General features: G+C 61.1%; 19 protein-coding genes. 9 read left to right on the forward strand and 10 right to left on the reverse strand.

The window, feature by feature from the left end; all coding sequences use genetic code 11:
* Positions 1-608 (forward strand): DUF763 domain-containing protein (locus tag EN932_RS12195; protein WP_206618927.1); only part of this gene is annotated, 608 nt, incomplete at its 5' end.
* Between the two features lie 23 nt (positions 609-631).
* Here the strand turns inward: EN932_RS12195 and EN932_RS12200 are convergent.
* The 5 genes from EN932_RS12200 to EN932_RS12220 all read right to left on the reverse strand — a co-directional run bounded on the left by EN932_RS12200 (position 632) and on the right by EN932_RS12220 (position 4,604).
* Positions 632-1,075, reverse strand: coding sequence for a PPC domain-containing DNA-binding protein (locus EN932_RS12200; RefSeq protein WP_024505528.1), 444 nt, complete (start codon positions 1,073-1,075; stop codon positions 632-634).
* Between the two features lie 44 nt (positions 1,076-1,119).
* Positions 1,120-1,437 (reverse strand): hypothetical protein, encoded by a 318-nt coding sequence (locus EN932_RS12205; RefSeq protein ID WP_013531559.1) that lies wholly within the window; start codon positions 1,435-1,437, stop codon positions 1,120-1,122.
* A gap of 117 nt (positions 1,438-1,554) precedes the next feature.
* The gene (locus EN932_RS12210) at positions 1,555-3,135 is read right to left on the reverse strand and encodes a DHA2 family efflux MFS transporter permease subunit (RefSeq protein ID WP_127368666.1); all 1,581 of its coding nucleotides are present in this window, start codon (positions 3,133-3,135) and stop codon (positions 1,555-1,557) included.
* A gap of 11 nt (positions 3,136-3,146) precedes the next feature.
* A complete protein-coding gene (locus EN932_RS12215) occupies positions 3,147-4,334 on the reverse strand; it encodes an HlyD family secretion protein (protein ID WP_127368665.1) in 1,188 nt (395 codons plus the stop codon).
* A 99-nt stretch (positions 4,335-4,433) separates the two neighbouring features.
* Positions 4,434-4,604 (reverse strand): hypothetical protein, encoded by a 171-nt coding sequence (locus EN932_RS12220; protein WP_127368664.1) that lies wholly within the window; start codon positions 4,602-4,604, stop codon positions 4,434-4,436.
* Positions 4,605-4,785: 181 nt separating this feature from the next.
* Here EN932_RS12220 and EN932_RS12225 point away from each other — a divergent pair, with 181 nt between their 5' ends.
* From EN932_RS12225 to EN932_RS12240, 5 genes are read left to right on the forward strand one after another with little or no spacing between them, the layout of a single operon-like run.
* On the forward strand, positions 4,786-5,403 hold the full coding sequence (locus EN932_RS12225; RefSeq protein ID WP_024505525.1) for a (2Fe-2S)-binding protein: 618 nt from the start codon (positions 4,786-4,788) through the stop codon (positions 5,401-5,403).
* A gap of 1 nt (position 5,404) precedes the next feature.
* Entirely contained in the window at positions 5,405-6,427 is a 1,023-nt protein-coding gene (locus EN932_RS12230) for a xanthine dehydrogenase family protein subunit M (protein ID WP_127368663.1), read from the forward strand.
* 3 nt (positions 6,428-6,430) lie between these two features.
* The gene (locus tag EN932_RS12235) at positions 6,431-8,137 is read left to right on the forward strand and encodes a xanthine dehydrogenase family protein molybdopterin-binding subunit (RefSeq protein WP_281061530.1); all 1,707 of its coding nucleotides are present in this window, start codon (positions 6,431-6,433) and stop codon (positions 8,135-8,137) included.
* A complete protein-coding gene (locus tag EN932_RS39515) occupies positions 8,085-8,711 on the forward strand; it encodes a molybdopterin cofactor-binding domain-containing protein (RefSeq protein WP_281061531.1) in 627 nt (208 codons plus the stop codon). The genes EN932_RS12235 and EN932_RS39515 overlap by 53 nt, the downstream gene beginning before the upstream one ends.
* A gap of 23 nt (positions 8,712-8,734) precedes the next feature.
* On the forward strand, positions 8,735-9,196 hold the full coding sequence (locus EN932_RS12240; RefSeq protein ID WP_027161650.1) for a RidA family protein: 462 nt from the start codon (positions 8,735-8,737) through the stop codon (positions 9,194-9,196).
* Between the two features lie 46 nt (positions 9,197-9,242).
* Here the strand turns inward: EN932_RS12240 and EN932_RS12245 are convergent, their stop codons facing one another.
* The gene (locus tag EN932_RS12245) at positions 9,243-10,952 is read right to left on the reverse strand and encodes an HAD family hydrolase (RefSeq protein ID WP_127369926.1); all 1,710 of its coding nucleotides are present in this window, start codon (positions 10,950-10,952) and stop codon (positions 9,243-9,245) included.
* A gap of 236 nt (positions 10,953-11,188) precedes the next feature.
* Between EN932_RS12245 and EN932_RS12250 the strand changes: the two genes are divergently transcribed.
* Positions 11,189-11,695 carry a ferritin-like domain-containing protein gene (locus tag EN932_RS12250; RefSeq protein WP_013531567.1) on the forward strand — a complete coding sequence of 169 codons (507 nt, stop codon included), beginning with the start codon at positions 11,189-11,191 and terminating at the stop codon, positions 11,693-11,695.
* Between the two features lie 59 nt (positions 11,696-11,754).
* Here the strand turns inward: EN932_RS12250 and EN932_RS12255 are convergent, their stop codons facing one another.
* The 3 genes from EN932_RS12255 to EN932_RS12265 all read right to left on the reverse strand — a co-directional run bounded on the left by EN932_RS12255 (position 11,755) and on the right by EN932_RS12265 (position 13,918).
* On the reverse strand, positions 11,755-11,904 hold the full coding sequence (locus EN932_RS12255) for a hypothetical protein (RefSeq protein WP_013531568.1): 150 nt from the start codon (positions 11,902-11,904) through the stop codon (positions 11,755-11,757).
* A gap of 40 nt (positions 11,905-11,944) precedes the next feature.
* Positions 11,945-12,916 (reverse strand): SDR family oxidoreductase, encoded by a 972-nt coding sequence (locus EN932_RS12260; RefSeq protein WP_013531569.1) that lies wholly within the window; start codon positions 12,914-12,916, stop codon positions 11,945-11,947.
* 306 nt (positions 12,917-13,222) lie between these two features.
* Complete coding sequence (locus tag EN932_RS12265; protein WP_027161648.1) at positions 13,223-13,918, reverse strand: TetR/AcrR family transcriptional regulator C-terminal domain-containing protein; 696 nt, start codon at positions 13,916-13,918, stop codon at positions 13,223-13,225.
* 192 nt (positions 13,919-14,110) lie between these two features.
* Here EN932_RS12265 and EN932_RS12270 point away from each other — a divergent pair, with 192 nt between their 5' ends.
* Entirely contained in the window at positions 14,111-14,593 is a 483-nt protein-coding gene (locus tag EN932_RS12270; protein WP_027161647.1) for a RidA family protein, read from the forward strand.
* Between the two features lie 301 nt (positions 14,594-14,894).
* Positions 14,895-15,656, forward strand: a complete 762-nt coding sequence (locus EN932_RS12275) for a GNAT family N-acetyltransferase (protein WP_027161646.1) — start codon at positions 14,895-14,897, stop codon at positions 15,654-15,656.
* A 4-nt stretch (positions 15,657-15,660) separates the two neighbouring features.
* Here the strand turns inward: EN932_RS12275 and EN932_RS12280 are convergent, their stop codons facing one another.
* Entirely contained in the window at positions 15,661-16,488 is an 828-nt protein-coding gene (locus tag EN932_RS12280) for an MBL fold metallo-hydrolase (RefSeq protein ID WP_027161645.1), read from the reverse strand.
* Positions 16,489-16,504: the final 16 nt, after the last annotated feature.

Genomic DNA, 16,504 nt, shown 5'->3' on the forward strand with positions numbered 1-16,504 from the left:
GACCCGATCGCATCCTGGGCGAGCTTGCGGCATTGGAGCGTTGCGCGGAGCCGAGGCGCCGGCAGGAACCGGAGCAGCCGCTGCTGCCGCATTTGGTCATGCCGGCCCATCATGACGTTCGCGAAAGCGATGTCGTCATGCATCGTCTTCACGGCAATATCGCCGCCGCCGCGGACCGCGGTCCCACCGATTTCGCCGAGCTCCTTCTGGTCCCCGGCGTCGGCGCGCGCACGGTGCGCGCGCTGGCCCTCGTTGCCGAGGTGGTGCATGGCGCGCCTTGCCGCTTTTCCGATCCCGGCCGCTTCTCGCTGGCGCATGGCGGCAAGGACAGGCATCCATTTCCAGTGCCGCTGAAGGTCTATGATGAGACGATCGGGGTTCTGAAGTCGGCCGTGCAAAAGGCAAAGCTCGGTCGCGATGAGGAAATCGGTGCCTTGAGGCGGCTCGACGATCAGTCGCGGCAAGTCGAACGATACGCAACCGGCCCCAGCCTGAAGGAAATTGTCGCGGGAGAATTCGACCAGTCGCATCTGCTTGGCGGGCGCAGCGTGTTCGGGTGGGAAGCGGCCCCGGACACAGCACCTGCTGAGCGGAGCAAGAAGGCCTGAGAACGAGCTAGAGCGGCTGGAGATCAATCGTCCAGATCGATGAGCGCGACACCGAGATCCGGGCGCTTGCTGCGGCGCAGATGGCCGGGCGCTTCCACCAGGGTGATTTCGAGCGTTGGCCGAACGATGCCATCAAGCAGATGTCCACCCCGGGTGGTGCCATCGCTCAATCCCAGCACCGCATGGACGTGCAGGCTGGGCTTATCGTCATCACCCAGTGCGACATCGCCGATCGCGCTCAGAACCTCGCACTGTTCGTCGATAGGGATTTTGCGGTAGGTCTTCGCGTCCGGATCAAACCAGCCCACGGTGGCTTTTTCGAAAGCCCCTATGGCGGTCAGGGACGCGCTGCCGATCTTCTGGTCGACCGCGAAGGCGGTCAGTGCCGCGAACGCTTCTTCGCGCGGGTCGAGCACCAGGACAAATGTCCTTTGTCCGCCGATCTCATTGACGAGCTGCGATTTCATCCCTGTCCTTCCATCGTTCGGCCCCATTGAGCGCCGCCGTCAGATCAATGGGCGCGGTGTTCCGCATTGCGCTTGCGGGTCGCTGCAGCTTTCTTTGCCGATTCCGATCGGCTTGCGGCAGACCGTGATGCCGATGCCTTGCCGCCGCTTTTGCCGCCTTTGTGCGCCGCCGGATGGCCCGTGTGTTTGCCGCGGCCCGAACCGCCTTCCTTCTTGCCACCGCCATCGTCCTTGTTGACGGTTGCCCATGCGCGCCGCTCTGCCTCCTTGTCGGAAACCCCGCGCTTCTCATAACCTTCGGCAATGTGGTCGGCTTTACGCTCCTGCTTGTCAGTGTACTTCGATTTGTCGCCTCGTGGCATGGCCAGCTCCTCCTGTTGAACAAGGGCTGAACGTCGACTCGACGCGCTGGTTCCAACGGAAGTTCGCGAAGCCGAAGCCGCATGGCGGGGCAGCGCCATACACCGCCGCGGCGCGAGCTAACGCTTTTCGGGCCGGGGAGAGCGCAGCAGCAAGGCGAGGGGAACGAGCAGTGCGGTCGCTACCGCGCAATACCGAAAGACATCGATATAGGCGAGCAATGAGGCCTGCCGCGCTATCAACTGTCCTATCCAGCCGACCGCCTGCTGTTTTGCGTCGATCATCGGCGACCCTTGAGCCACGAAGTGCTCGGTCGCCTGACGCAGAACCTGCTGGTAGGTCGGTGACGACTGTGCCGTGTGGCCGACGAGGTTTGCCTGATGGATTTGCGCGTTCTGGGCTATCACTGTGTTGGACAGCGACACGCCGATGCTTCCGCCGATGTTGCGGGCAACGTTGATGAGTGCCGACGCCTGGTTCGTCTGCTGCGGAGCAAGACCGACGTAAGCCGCCGTCGAGATGGGGATGAACAGGAACGGCAAACCGATCATCAGGAAGATGCGCGCGAAAGCAAAGAAGCCGAAACTGACGTCCGGGGTGAGCGATGTCATATGCCAGAGCGCGACAGCGACGACGGACATGCCTGCCATGATCAGGTATTTGGGCTGGACGATGGCGCCGGCAAATCCGGAAATCGGCATAAGCATCAACATTGCGATGCCACCTGGCATCATCGACAGGCCCGACAGGGTGGCCGTATAGTTGAAGGCGGTCTGCTGCAGTTGCGGCATCAACTGGGTGGTGCTGAACAGCACGGCGCCCACTGCCATCATCACCAGGAACGATGTGCCGAACTGGCGGCTGAACAGCAGGCGGACGTCGACGATCGGATCGCGGTGACTGAATTCCCACGGGATCAGCAGCAGAAATGAGACCGCCGAAATCGCCGCGAAGGTCACGATGAAACCTGATGCGAACCAGTCGTTGCGCTGGCCCTCATCGAGAAAGATCTCCAGGCAGCCGAGTGCCGTGGCGACCAGGATGAAACCGACCCAGTCTATTCTGAGGCCGCCCTTCAACCGTTCCTGCCGTTCGCGCTCGAGCACATCAGGCTCGACCACCAGCCACTGCACCAAGGCAAGCGACATGATGCCGAACGGGACATTGATGAAGAATATCCAGTGCCAGGAGAAATGGTCGGTCAGCCAACCGCCGATGGTCGGCCCGACTGTCGGTGCGACGATGACGGCAATGCCGTAAAGAGCAAATGCCTGGGAGCGTTTTTCGGGTGGAAAGGTGTCGGCGAGAATGGATTGTTCGCTGGGTGCCATGCCGCCGCCCCCGAGGCCTTGCAGGATCCTGAAGACGATGAGCATTTCCAGATTGGGCGCCAGGCCGCACAGCAGCGACGCTATGGTGAAGATCGCCACGCAAAGCATGTAGTAACGCTTGCGGCCGATGACGCTGGCCAACCAGCCGCTAACCGGGATGATCACGGAATTCGCGACCAGATAGGTGGTGATCACCCAGGTGCTTTCGTCCATCCCGGCCGCGAGGCTGCCGGCGATGTTGCGCAGCGCCACGTTGGCGATCGAGGTGTCGAGCACCAGCATGAAGGTGGCGATCGAGACGACGACTGCGATCAGCCACGGATTGCGCCCGCCGGCGGCGGACCGGGTTTCGCTCCGTTCACCAGCCATTTCGACGGCGCTCATCTCACCTTGACTGTCGGCACCACCGACAGGCCTGGACCCAGCAGCACGCCCGGCGGTCGGTCGAAGACGATCTTCACGGGCACGCGCTGCACCACCTTGACGAAGTTGCCGGTGGCATTCTCGGCCGGCAGCAGGCTGAAGGCGGTGCCACTGCCCGCCTGGATGCTGTCGACGCGGCCGTGGAAGTTCTTTTCGGGATAGGCGTCGATATCGATGTCGACGGGCTGTCCCGGCCGCATCAGATCAAGCTGGGTCTCCTTGAAATTAGCCTTCACCCAGACCTCGTCGGGAACGAACATCATCAGCACCTGACCAGGCTGGGCGTAGGTGCCCTTGGCGGCCGTGATACTGGTGGCGCGACCGGCGACAGGCGCGGTTATGATGGTGCGCGACAGCATGGTGCGGGCCTGCTCCTGGCTGGCCTTGGCTTGATTGAGCTTTGCTTGCGCGCTCTTGGTCTGTGCTTGCAGAACAGTGACCTGGCTTTTCGCGGCTGCCACGTTTGCTCCGGCGCTGTCGAGGGCGGCCTGGTCCTGGCGCAGGGTAGAAGCGGCCTGTTCCGCCTGCTGTTGGGTGGAGGTTCCCTTGGCCAGCAGCTCACGGTTGCGCTTGTCCTCCGCTTTGGCAAACTCGAGCGCGGCCTGGGCCTGCGCCACCTGCTTCTGTGCCGCATCGATCTTGGCGTTTTGTGCTTCGATCTGTGCACCGACATCGACGATCTCGGCCTGCGCCGAGGCCACACCGGCGTCGGCTTCCGCCAGGCTTGCCTGATAGTCGCTGTCGTCGATGCGCAAGAGCACGTCGCCGGCTTTCACAGACTGGTTGTCGGTGACCGCGACATCGGTGATACGACCCGATATCTCGGCACCGATCGTCACCGTGCGGGCGTCGATGAAAGCATCGTCGGTCGATTCATACTGACGCGCGTCCAGCCACCACAAGACCAGCCCTACGGCAATCAACAGCACTGCGAGCAGGATGGCGATCGATATGTAAGGGTGCCGCCGAGGGAAGCTCAGCAGGCTGGGCTTTGGTTCTCTGGCCTGCTTGTCCTGCTTGTGCTCCTGACCGTCGGCCTGACCGGCGTCTTTCCGGTGTTTTGGCGACGCGTCTGAGGTGGCCCTGCGTGGCGCGGCGTGCGTGTCGCCGGTTTCAGGTTCTTCGGTTTGGGTTTTCGCGTCCACGGGAGAACTTCCAGGAGTTTTGACCGTGGCCAGTCAACGACAACTGGTCGTAAAAGGTTCCTGGCGACCGGGCACGGTTTCGCGCCTGGCGGAATTGGTTCAGCCGATTGCCAACCTGACCACGATGGCCAGGATCACGATACCGACCAAGCCTGCTATGAAGATAACCCGACGCGTGCGCGTTCGCAGGATGATCTCGCCCTGTCTCGCCTGCTCCGCAGAGAACACAGGTCCATTGTCATCGTCCTTGTCATGCCGACCATCGCTCATGATCGCCTCCTTCCGGCCCTTGGCACAAACCGGCTCTTGGCACACAACCATCGCCCGACAGGTGAGGTTCCGGTTACATCGAACCTGCCACAGAAAAAGGAATCACAGGCTCGTGAGGAGGGAACTTTGTCCTCCGCGACTGGTTTGGGCCGCTTGAGACCCAGCCAGCCCGGAGCCAGCCATGTCCGATGCCAAGATGTCCAGTGGCCTGAGCAGACGCATGTTCATGACGGCCTCTGTTTCGGCGGCGGCGGCGATGCCGCTTGTGAATTCCCCGACGAGAGCTGCCCAGCCAGCGTCCGAAAAGCCAGCCGAACCGCGCGACTTGTCGGCGGTTTCAATGCGTATCAACAAACAGACCTACAATCTCGCGCTCGACAATCGAACCAGCCTGCTTGACGCTCTGCGCGACCACGTCGGCCTGACCGGCACCAAGAAAGGTTGCGATCACGGTCAGTGCGGCGCCTGCACGGTTCTGATCGATGGAAAGCGGGTACTGTCCTGCTTGAGCTTTGCCGTCATGAACCAGGGGCGGGAGATCACAACGGTGGAAGGCCTGGCCTCGACGGACGGGGAACTGCATCCGGTCCAGCAGGCCTTCGTCGACCACGATGCCTTTCAATGCGGCTATTGCACACCGGGTCAGATCATGTCCGCCATCGGTTGCATCAACGAAGGCCATGCGGGGTCGGAAGATGACATTCGCGAATATATGAGCGGCAATCTGTGTCGCTGTGCGGCCTATCCCAACATCGTTGCGGCGATCGTCCAGGCGCGCGACGAGATCAGGAGGGCCTAGGATGCGCCCCTTCGTTTATGAAAGACCAACCAGCGTCTCCGCTGCAATCGCCATGGCATCCCGTGTCGATGCCGTGCGCGTTCCGCCAACCGGCGCCGACACGCAATTCATCGCCGGCGGCACCAATCTGGCCGACTACATGAAGCTCGGTGTCGCGCGGCCGGACCGACTGCTTGACCTCAACACTCTTGCCGAGCCAGCCTTGCGGCAGATCAGGATAAACGATGACACGATCCGGTTTGGTGCACTGGTCCGCATGGGTGAAGCAGCCGACAACGATGACGTCCGGCGGCGTTGCCCGGCCCTTGCCGACAGCCTGAAATTCGCCGCCAGCGGTCAGCTTCGCAACATGGCGAGCCTGGGCGGCAATGTGCTGCAACGTACGCGCTGCGAGTATTTTCGAGAGATTTCCTGGCCGTGCAACAAGCGCGAACCCGGCTCCGGTTGCGCTGCGATGGAAGGGTCCAATCGCCAACACGCCGTGCTGGGTACGAGCGATGCCTGCATCGCCACGTATCACGGCGATTTCGCGCAGGCGCTGGTTGCGCTCGATGCCACCGTCGAGATCGAAGGTCCGCGGGGGAGGCGCACGCTTGCATTTGCCAAGCTGCACAAACGGCCGGGCGACACGCCCGACATCGAGACGGATCTCGCCGCCGACGAGCTCATAACCACCATCGAAGTGCGGCTCGAACGGTGGAGCAGCCGGTCGCGCTATCTGAAGATTCGCGATCGCGAATCCTACGCGTTTGCGTTGGCGTCCGCGGCTGTTGCGCTCGACATGGAGGGCGAGACGGTAAGGAGTGCGCGCATTGCGCTTGGTGGTGTGGCGACGGTGCCGTGGCGGGCGCGCGAAGCAGAGGACGCGCTACAGGGCAAAGTGCTTGACGAAGCCGCGGCGCAAGAGGCTGCCGAGGCTGCCTTCGCCGATGCCAGACCGCGCGAGCATAACGCATTCAAGATACCGCTCGGCAAGCGCACGCTGGTGCGGGCGCTGCTCGAAACCCGGGATATGAAGGGCTGAGCCATGAACCAAGCTGCACCCGCCCCCAGGGAAAACCAGGGCGATCCGGTTGTCCGCATTGACGCCCGGCTAAAAGTTACCGGACAGGCCGGCTATCCCGCCGACATCGTCACGGCCAACGTCGCCTACGGTGCCCTTGCCACCAGCAGCATTGCCCGGGGCAAGGTTTCGGGACTTCACACGAAAGACGCCCGGGCCGTACCCGGTGTGCTGGACATCGTCACCTATGACGATATGGACAAGACCGACACGCCGAAATTCGGCAACACCGGCGCAAGTTCGATCGGGCCGTTGCACGACAAGACGGTTTTTCACGACGGTCAGATCATCGCTCTGGTGGTTGCCGAGACCTTCGAGGCGGCGGAGGAAGCCGCAATGTTGATCCGCGCCGACTATGAGGACGAACGGCCCGCCGCCAGCTTTGATTCCAAGGGCGTGAAGATGGAGCCGGCTGCCGGCAAAAACCCTATGTTCAAGGAGGATGCGAAGGCCGGTGATTTCGATGCCGCCTGGGCGGATGCGACGGTAAAGATCGACGAAAAATATTCGACGCCGACCCAGCATCACAATCCGATCGAACTGTTTTCGACCACCGCAATATGGCAAGGCGACCAGTTGACCATACACGAGCCCAGCCAGAACGTTACCGGCTGGAAGGTGGAACTGGCACGCCAGCTGAAGCTCGATCCGGCCAATGTGCGGATCGTCAGTCCCTATATCGGCGGTGCCTTCGGCTCCAAGGGGCCGATGACGGCACGCACCGCTATCGTTGCCGTCGCGGCGCGACGCATTGGCCGCCCGGTTCGCTGCGTCGTCAATCGCATGCAAGCCTTCGGTACGCAGACCTATCGCGCCGAAACGCGGCATCGGATCCGCATGGGCGCCGGCAAGGACGGCCGCATCACGGCGTTCGGACATGAGGCCTGGGAGGTGACGTCACGCCCTGACCCTTATGTCGTCGGCGGCACGTCCGCCACCGCGCGCATGTACAATTACGGCGCCGTTCTGACGCATGTTTCGCTGGTTCATGCCGACCGCAACACGCCTGGCTACATGCGATCGCCGCCGGAGACGCCTTATGTCTACGCGCTGGAAAACGCCATGGACGAAATGGCTGTGGCCCTCGGCATGGATCCTGTCGAGTTTCGTCGCATCAATGAACCGGAGAAGGAGCCCATCGGAGGCAAGCCATTTTCCAGCCGCTCACTCATCAAGTGCTACGACCAGGCGTCGGAGGCCTTTGGCTGGTCGAAGCGCGATCCCAAGGTCGGCTCTATGCGCGACGGCGACTGGCTGGTCGGGATGGGCTGTGCGACGGCGATCTATCCGACTGCCGCCGCGCCCTGCGCGGCCCGGGTTCGTCTCACCGCCGACGGCGAGGTTCGGATCCAGTGCGGCTCCCATGAAATCGGCACCGGCGTTCGCACCATCGCCGGCCAGATGGCGGCCGAAAGACTGGGCATCGGCATGGACAAGATCAGCGTCGAGATGGGCGACAGTGCCTTGCCGCCGGCTCCCGTGTCGGGCGGATCGATCTCGACCGCCAGTGTCTGCTCGGCGGTCATGAAAGCCTGCGACGCGATACGCGGAAAGCTGTTCGCCGCCGCTGCGGGCAAGGGGGGCTCCGCTGGCCGGTTCGGGCAATGCGAAGCTGGACTTGAAGGACGAAGAGGTCGTCACCGAGACCGGCAAGTCCGCAAAGCTGGCTGATGTCTTCAAGGCTATGCAAGTCGGCGCCATCGAGGAATATGCCGAGTTTGCGCCGAAGGGTTCTTCGCCTGAAGCCCTCAGCAAACTCTATGCCGGACAGTCGGAATTTCATGGTGGAGAGAACGACGAAGATTCGGTCAAATATGCCTTTGGCGCCGAGTTCGTCGAAGTGCGCATCAACAGCTATACACGCGAAATCCGGGTCCCGCGCATCGTCGGGGCCTTCGCCGCCGGGCGCATCATGAACACGCGCACCGCGCGCAGCCAGCTGATGGGTGGCATGATCTGGGGCATCGGCCAGGCGTTGCACGAGGCGACGGAAATCGATCAGCGACACGCGCGCTACGTCAACCGCGACCTGCAGGACTATCTCGTACCGGTCAACGCCGACATCAAACAGGTCGACGTTATCCTGGTCCCCGAAATCGACCATCAGGTCAACCCTGCCGGCGTCAAGGGTTTGGGCGAACTCGGCAATGTCGGAACGGCTGCTGCCGTGGCGAGTGCCGTCTATCATGCCACCGGCAAGCGCATTCGCGATCTGCCGATCAGAATAGACGATTTGATAGGCTGACGATCAAGAGTTCTGGACGAAGCATGGAACTCGTAACCCATAAGAAATTCAAAAACGGAAAGTTGATGCCGTGGGGAAAAGGCACGGTCGTCTCCGGAGCAAGGGGATTTGTCTACCTTTGCGGAAATACGGCAACCGCCGAAAATTATGATCCGACCGGAAAGAGAGGAGGGGGATTCACTGGCGATGCGGCGGCACAGTGGCGCGCAATTCTGGCGAACATCAAATCAGATCTGGAAGAACTCGGCAGCGCGCTCGACTATCTCATCCGGCTGACCTTCTTCATCAAGGGGCCATTTCCCGATGGCGGCGTTCTGAGTTCACCCAATTTTCGTCTCGACGTACTGGACGAGTTCTTTGCCGAGCATTGCCCGAAGCACTGCAGCTATAACAACCCGCCGCCTTCGGAGGTGATCGGAGTTGCAGCGCTTGCGCAAGCCGACATCGTCGTTGAAATTGTTGCGGTGGCGGCGTTGCCTGACTGAAGAATTTCGCATGCAGCGCTGGCTTGATTGACTTGGCTCTCGCGTGTCACTCCGGGGCTGTGGCGGGAGCCGTGTAACGGCGGCGCACGGCATCAAGCACCCGCTTGCGGCTCTCCTCCGCCGACAGGGTCTTGTCCTCTTCCGCCTGGGCGGTTTCGCGCGCCAGATCCTTGTCCCTGATCTGATGTCGAAACCATTTGGAATAGTCGCCGGTGCGCAAATGAAACTCCCAGGTCTTGTCATCTATGCCCTCGGCGATCTGAGCGAAGATCATCAGATTGTGAGCCCTGAGATTCATCGCATTCTCAGGGCCATGGAAATAGAAGCTGCCGGCTTCGTCGAGCTGGCCTTCGGCATATTTCCGGCTGTGCCGCTTGAGTGACTGACGTGGTTCGACCACTTTGACCGTCTTGACTTTTTTGCCTGCCTGCGGCCGCCAGAACAGCACGCGCGCACCTTTCGGGCTGGGGATGACTTTCGGCGGCTCAATGCCGGTTTCACGGCAGAAGACCTTCACGACGTCCTTTGCCTTGGGGCCAAGCGCAATGATGGCTGTCACCAGGCGCAAGGCGTCTGTCGAGATCGCCTCGGGGTGAACGGTGATCAGGATTGTGCCAGGCAATTCCAATGAAAGAACCGCCCGCGTATCGTCGCGCCGCTTGGGCAGAAGATGATGCGCTTCATCGATCACGAGCCAGTGCGGTCTCGCGGTGCGCCGGCGGAAACTGCTGAGGCCAGGCAGCAGGTCGGCAAAGAAATCCGGCCTCTCGTCGACCCGCAGGGCCAGTCCATTGACGACTATATTGCTGTCGGCCTTGGCGATCAGATCCAGCACTTGCGCCTTTGTCGGCGCGCTTGAGCCGTCTCCCAGGCGAACGGCGCCTTCGAGGCCATCATAGTCGCCTTCGGGATCGAAGACACAAAACTGAAAGCCGCTTTCGACGAAGCGTTCGGTCAGCGCGGTGGCCAAGGTGGATTTACCGATACCGGAACTCCCGGCAATGAGGATCGTGTCGCTCGGCGACAGGTAGGTATCATCGCCGCCAGATGATCCAAGAACGATGCCGTCATGGCGCTTCGGCACTATCGCGTGATCACGCTTTATCAGCTTTGCGATCAGTTGCTCCACGCCTTTGCCTCGGGCGCCAGGCATGATCAGGTTGGCTGTATCCTTGACCGCCGGAATTGCATTGTCGACGGCGACGCTGCAGCCACAGGCTTGCAGGAACGCATGATCGTTCTCGGCGTCGCCGACGCCGACGACGTTGTGCGGCGAAAGTCGAAGGTCCTGAAGGGCCGCGGCGAGCCCGGTGGCTTTGTTGATGCCGCTCGGCAGGATCATCACCGCGCCCTTGTTGAAGATGATTTCCAGTTCGAGACCCATCTTCTTGATGACCTCAAGCACGGTCGCTTGATGCGGTTCCCAGGTCGCGACGATCGATCGTCCGACCGAAAGCGGCTTGACGCCCTGCCTCTTCAACCTGGCGACGAATTTGGGCTCGGGCGGCGGGGCGATCACCCGCTCTTCCTCGCTGGCCGGCGTGTAGATCATCGCGCCATTCTCAGCGACGACCTTGTCGAAGAGGCTAAGCTCGGGAAAGACGCCCTTGAGATCGGGCAGCTCACGCCCGGTGACGAGAACCAGCTTGCGGCCGCTTTTCTTGAACCGCTCAAGCGCAGTGAGCGTTTTCTTGGCGACGACCCCATCATGAGCCAGCGTGCCGTCATAGTCAGTCGCCAATGCAATGAAATACATTCCGCCAACCCTTCTCGGTTCCGATTGCTCTGCGACTAGAACGTGTGATCGAGACAAAGGCTCCCCACCGACCGGATCGCAGGCCTTGGAGAAGGGGGAACGGGTCCGCCCTCGGAAATCAGGAACTCCTTCGGTGCCGGCACGTTGACCAGACAAGCCGGGAACCGTCCCGGTCTTTGTTGGCGGCGCAAACCCCGTCGCCGAAATCCACACCAAGCGCAATGAAAGGTAAGGCCATGGGCTTCTTTTCGAAGGACATAAAGACACTCGACGATCTCTTCGTGCACACGCTGCGCGACATCTATTACGCCGAAAAGCAGATCGAGAAAGCGCTGCCGAAGATGATCGACAAGGCAACCGACCCGCAATTGAAAGCCGGATTTGAAAAGCACCTCGATCAGACGAGAGGCCATGTCGAGCGCGTCGAACAGGTGTTTGAGTTGCATGGCGTCAAGGCCAAGGAGGTCAACTGTCCGGCAATCGACGGCATTCTCGAGGAGGCCGACGACGTGAGCGGTGACGTCGATGACAAGGAGGTTCTCGATGCGGCGCTGATTGCTTCGGCGCAGGCCGTCGAACACTACGAGATGACGCGCTACGGCACGCTCATCGCCTGGGCAAAGCAGCTTGGCCGCACCGACTGCGCCAATGTGCTGGCCAAGAATCTCAAGGAAGAACAGGCGACAGATCGCAAGCTAACCGAAATGGCGGAAAGCAAGATCAACCTGCAGGCAGCCGAATAAGGCTGCAATCCGGCCGGCTGGTAACTCGGCCGGCCGGATTGCCGGTAGGTTCCATCCCGTCAGCGAGACGGGTCGACGCCCAGTGCCGCTGATTGCTTGCGCAGCGCCTCACCGTCATCCTGCGGCACATGCCGAGCAGACCCTGCGGTTTCCGTGTAGATGCGATACGCTACACAAGCGAACGCCACCATGAAAAGCAGACGGCCCATCCATCCTACTCCTTCGTTGCGGACTTCGTTTCGGCCATCCTCAGTACCCTCCGACGACGGGCAAGATTTCGCCGGTGATGTAGCTCGAGCAATGCGGCGAAGCGAGGAACACATAGGCCGGCGCGAGCTCTTCCGGTTGCGCTGGTCGTTTCATTGGCGTGTCCGCGCCGAATTTCGAGACGTCGTCAGCTTCCTTGTCCGACGGATTGAGCGGCGTCCACACCGGACCCGGTGCTACCGCATTCACCCTTATGCCCCTGCCGATGAGATTGCCCGACAGGGCCCGCGTGAAAGCATGGATGCCGCCCTTGGTCATCGAATAGTCGACCAGCTGTTTTGAACCGTCGATACCGGTTACCGAACCGGTGTTGATGATCGCCGAACCGGGTTTCATGTGCGGCACCGCTTCCTGCGCCATATGAAAATAGCCGTAAAGATTGGTCTTCAACGTCGTGTCGAAATGTTCTTCGGTGAGCTCGCCGAAGTCGCTGGAATGGATCTGGAACGCAGCATTGTTGACCAGCACGTCGATGCGGCCGAATTTTTCAACGGTCTCCATGACCGCCTTGTGGCAGTGGCTGCGTTCGCTGACATCGGCCTTGACCAGGAGGCAGCGTCGTCCCTCCTTTTCCACCGCGGATTTGGTCTCTTCAGCGTCCTTGTCCTCGGCCAGATAGACGATCGCGACGTCGGCGCCCTCGCGGGCGAACAACACCGCCACCGAGCGGCCGATGCCCGAATCGCCGCCCGTGATGAGCGCTACCTTTTGGTTGAGTTTTTTCGATCCGAGATAGTAAGGCGCATCGTACAGCGGCGCCGGCTCTATGGCCCATTCATGTCCCGGTTTGGGCTGATGTTGCTCAGGGAAGGGGGGCTCGGGATATTCGCGGGCGCCAGCCTGCATGGCGCCTTGAAGCTTCCCATCGCCTTTCGATTTGTCCTTGGCATCGATGCCACGTTGGATATGGCGCTGCTTGGCCGCTTCACCGGCTATTTCCGACTTCATCTGCATGATCGTCTCCTTGGCTTGGAGAGAAAACAACGCATGTCGGCCAAAAAGGTTTGCGCAAAAGATCGACTGCAGAGAGGATTCCGACCAGCGGTTGGCAATGCGTGGCGACGACATCGCCAACTGCAACAATTCAGCTGCAATGCAGCCGCACCAGCCACCGCCGCGATGGGATCGAGCATCTGGGGCTTGCCCGCTGCCTGCGCCGCCTTGGCGGCGAGCCCAACGTGATGATGTGGACTGGGAAGCTCTTGCGTCGCGTGCGCAAAGCAGCGCCATCCGGTCTGCTCCGGGCGGAGCGCCGGAATTCTATCTTGGCGAGAGGCCGTCGAGCAGGAAGTCGAGGCCTCTTCGGAAGGCGCCATCCCAATCGTTGTCCAACAGCAGACGAGAGCGTTCGATTGTCGGGTAGTGTTCGCTGAGATGTGTAAGACGCTGCTGTGCGGCTGCCCTGTCTTCTTCCGAGAGATCGAAGCTTGCCCGGGTGAGGGTGGCGCCCATCACATAGTTCCAGAGCGACCATATCGCGGCGTTCAGATCCGCGTCCGCAACACCGGCTCTGGACAAGGTCTTGCTCAGCATTTCCAGGCGACCGAGAATGTTCCGGCCGAGCGCCCGGCGCGGCAACAGCGATGCCGACCAAGGATGGCGCAACATTCTGGCGCGCCAGTCTTCGAGCATATGAACGACGTCTCCGCGCCAGTCCGGAGACTCACCTGTTTCAGGCGATCCGCGATGTTCGAGCACCGAATCGACTGCTAGATCAAAGACATCCTCCTTGTTGTCGACGTGCCAATATAGGCTCATCACACCCGAGCCGAGGCGATCGGCCAGCCGACGCATTGTCAATCCGTCTATGCCCTGGGCGTCCAGCAGTTCCACCGCGGTCGCCACGATACGCTCTCGAGACAGCGGCGGCTCGCTGCTCGCTTGCTGCACGGGCTGGAGCGACACGCTTATCCGTTGATCCCCTTTGCTCCGGGCGCCGCTGCGTTTGGCTATCATCCGTCGTCCTCGCTTTTTCAGGACATCGATTTTGACCGGCAACGCGACAAATGTCGATCTTGAACGATTGACTCGTACGACGTACCATACGATGACTCGTACATCGCACGATTCACGTAGCGATTAGGTTAAAGTTCAATCTGCAGGCGCCAGGGTAGGTTGCTCGCAGGCTGCGGAGCCAAGCGAAAAACCATGTCACGCGCAATCAAGCATCTGCTTATCGGAGGGCTAATCATCATGACCATTGCAGTCCCCACTGCGTCGCCGGCGAACGAGTTCAAGCTGACTATTGTCAATCCACAGGCGCTCTACGACCCGTCGCCGAATGGCTACAGCACCGCCGTAATCGCACCGCTCGGAGCTCGGATCGCCTACATCTCCGGGCAGGGCGGCCAAGACAGCACAGGAACCTTGTCACCGGATTTCGCCGTCCAGGTGAAGCAGGCCTACGCAAATTTGCATGCTGCGCTTGAGGGCATCGGCGCCAAGCCGGATCAGGTGGCGAAGCTCACGGTCTTCGTGGTCGACCACGACATGTCCAAGCTCGAGGTGTTGACCAGGAACGTCAAGGACATGTTCGGCGAGGCGCTGCCGGCGCAGACTCTGGTTCCCGTTCCCAAGCTTGCAATCGATCCCATGCTTTTCGAGGTGGAGGCCACCGTTATTCTGGAATAGTCGCTCCGATTGACCCGATCGTTCGAACAAAGAGTCGAGCGCGCTGCCGACGGCTGCGCGCTCACAATGTCGAGCGGATGTTTCCAAGCCTCACGTGTTTCCAGGCTGAAGCCTCCAAGGGAACTGGAAAGTGAAGTCGGGGACCGCCGCATCCATGCCGCTCGCCGTATCCAAAAGTCGCATAAGATAGATTATGGAACTAATGCATGGGCCAAGAACTGTAAATTGCCGCTGGTTCTCATAGGCTTGAGCCGATTGTGGCGTATTGCCTTGAGCGGATCGCCAACGCTAGGCTGTCGAAATGAAGATGGCAAACAGCGAGATCGAAGCGGCAATCGAAGTGTTCGTGCATGGCTTCAGCGCTGATAGGAGCCGCACCTTTCCTTACGAGGCCAGCCGCGTTGGACCATTGTGGTTGATGCGCGATGCCGAACGCAAGAATCCTCGCGATTACCGCGGCGAAGAATGGGTCGTCCATGACGTCGCCGCTCAAGAGACCGATGCCGTCGTGCGGCAGCATGCACGGCCGGGCTTTGCCATTTCCGTTGTGATCGCGAACGACGATCCGGACGGGCCGACACGAACCGCCTACAAAGCTCTCGGCTACCGGCTGCTGCGGACCGAAGGCTTTTTCGTCCACCGATTGCACCGGATTCCGAACCCGCCATCGATTGCTTCGGTCGAACGCGTGCAGACGGCCGAACGGGCGGCACAGTTGGGAAAGATCATCCGCAGGCAGCCGATCCCAGACGATTTGCTCGGCGACACCGCGCCGTTCCGCCAGTATGTGGCAATCGACGGCGCCGACATCGTTGGGCGCGTTCGCAGCCTGGATGCCGTGGGAGCCACCTGGTGTTCGAGCATGTATGTCGAGCCGTCGCACCGGCGTCGCGGCATTGGTCAGGCTTTGATATCGAAAATGTTGCACGACGATCGCGCGCGCGGGTCAAGGTACTCGGTGCTGGCAGCAACCCATGCCGGGGCGCTGCTTTATCCCCGGATGGGCTACGAGCGGATCGGAACGCTGCTGATATTTGCACCAAGGAGCCGAAAGCCCTCATGAAGCTCTATTCGCATCGTGCTGATTCATAAGGGATTTCTATAACCATGCCGTCATAGGCGGGTTCGACATTGGCTGGTGTCTCGGCCATCACCGAGACGTAGTCGAGCGGCACGTGCATATGTGTCAGCACCGCATGTATCGGCGCCAGCCGCTGGATCCATTCGAGCGCTTCGCCAAGTGACAGATGACTTGGATGCGTCCGGTACTGCAGCGCGTCGATGATCAGCACGTCGAGGTCGCCCAGCCGTTCGGCGGTGGGTTCCGGAAAGTCGCTGATGTCGGGGCAATAGGCGAGACCGCCAATGCGGAAACCGAGCGATACGATGTCGCCGTGGATCTGCGGCAGCGGCTCGAGGGTGAGGGTACCCCCCTCTCCTTCGACGACCACCGGCCTGGTGTGCTCGATGAGATGCGGCCTGACGATCGGCGGATAGGAACTGCCTTGCGGCGTCTCGAAACAGTATCCGAACGCTTCCCGCAGCCGAAGCATCGTCGCCCTGTCGGCATGGACGTCGATGAGCTGGCGCTGATCGAGGACGAAACCGCGCAGATCGTCGATGCCATGGATATGGTCGGCATGCGGGTGGGTATAGACGACCGCATCGACACGTTTAACGCCGGCCAGCAGCATCTGCTGCCGAAAATCCGGCCCCGTGTCGATGACGACAGTCGTTCGGCTGCCGTTCGCCGCGATCCGCTCGACGAGCGCGGCGGCACGGGTGCGCCGGTTCCTGGGGTTGTCGGGGTCGCAATTGCCCCAATCGCCGGTGATGCGCGGCGTACCTGGGGACGAGCCGCAGCCGAGAATGGTGAGGCGCAGCCGGTCAGTCATCGTTCAGGCACTTTGC

This window comes from Mesorhizobium sp. M7A.F.Ca.US.002.01.1.1, assembly GCF_004022955.1.
Classification (GTDB): domain Bacteria; phylum Pseudomonadota; class Alphaproteobacteria; order Rhizobiales; family Rhizobiaceae; genus Mesorhizobium; species Mesorhizobium ciceri.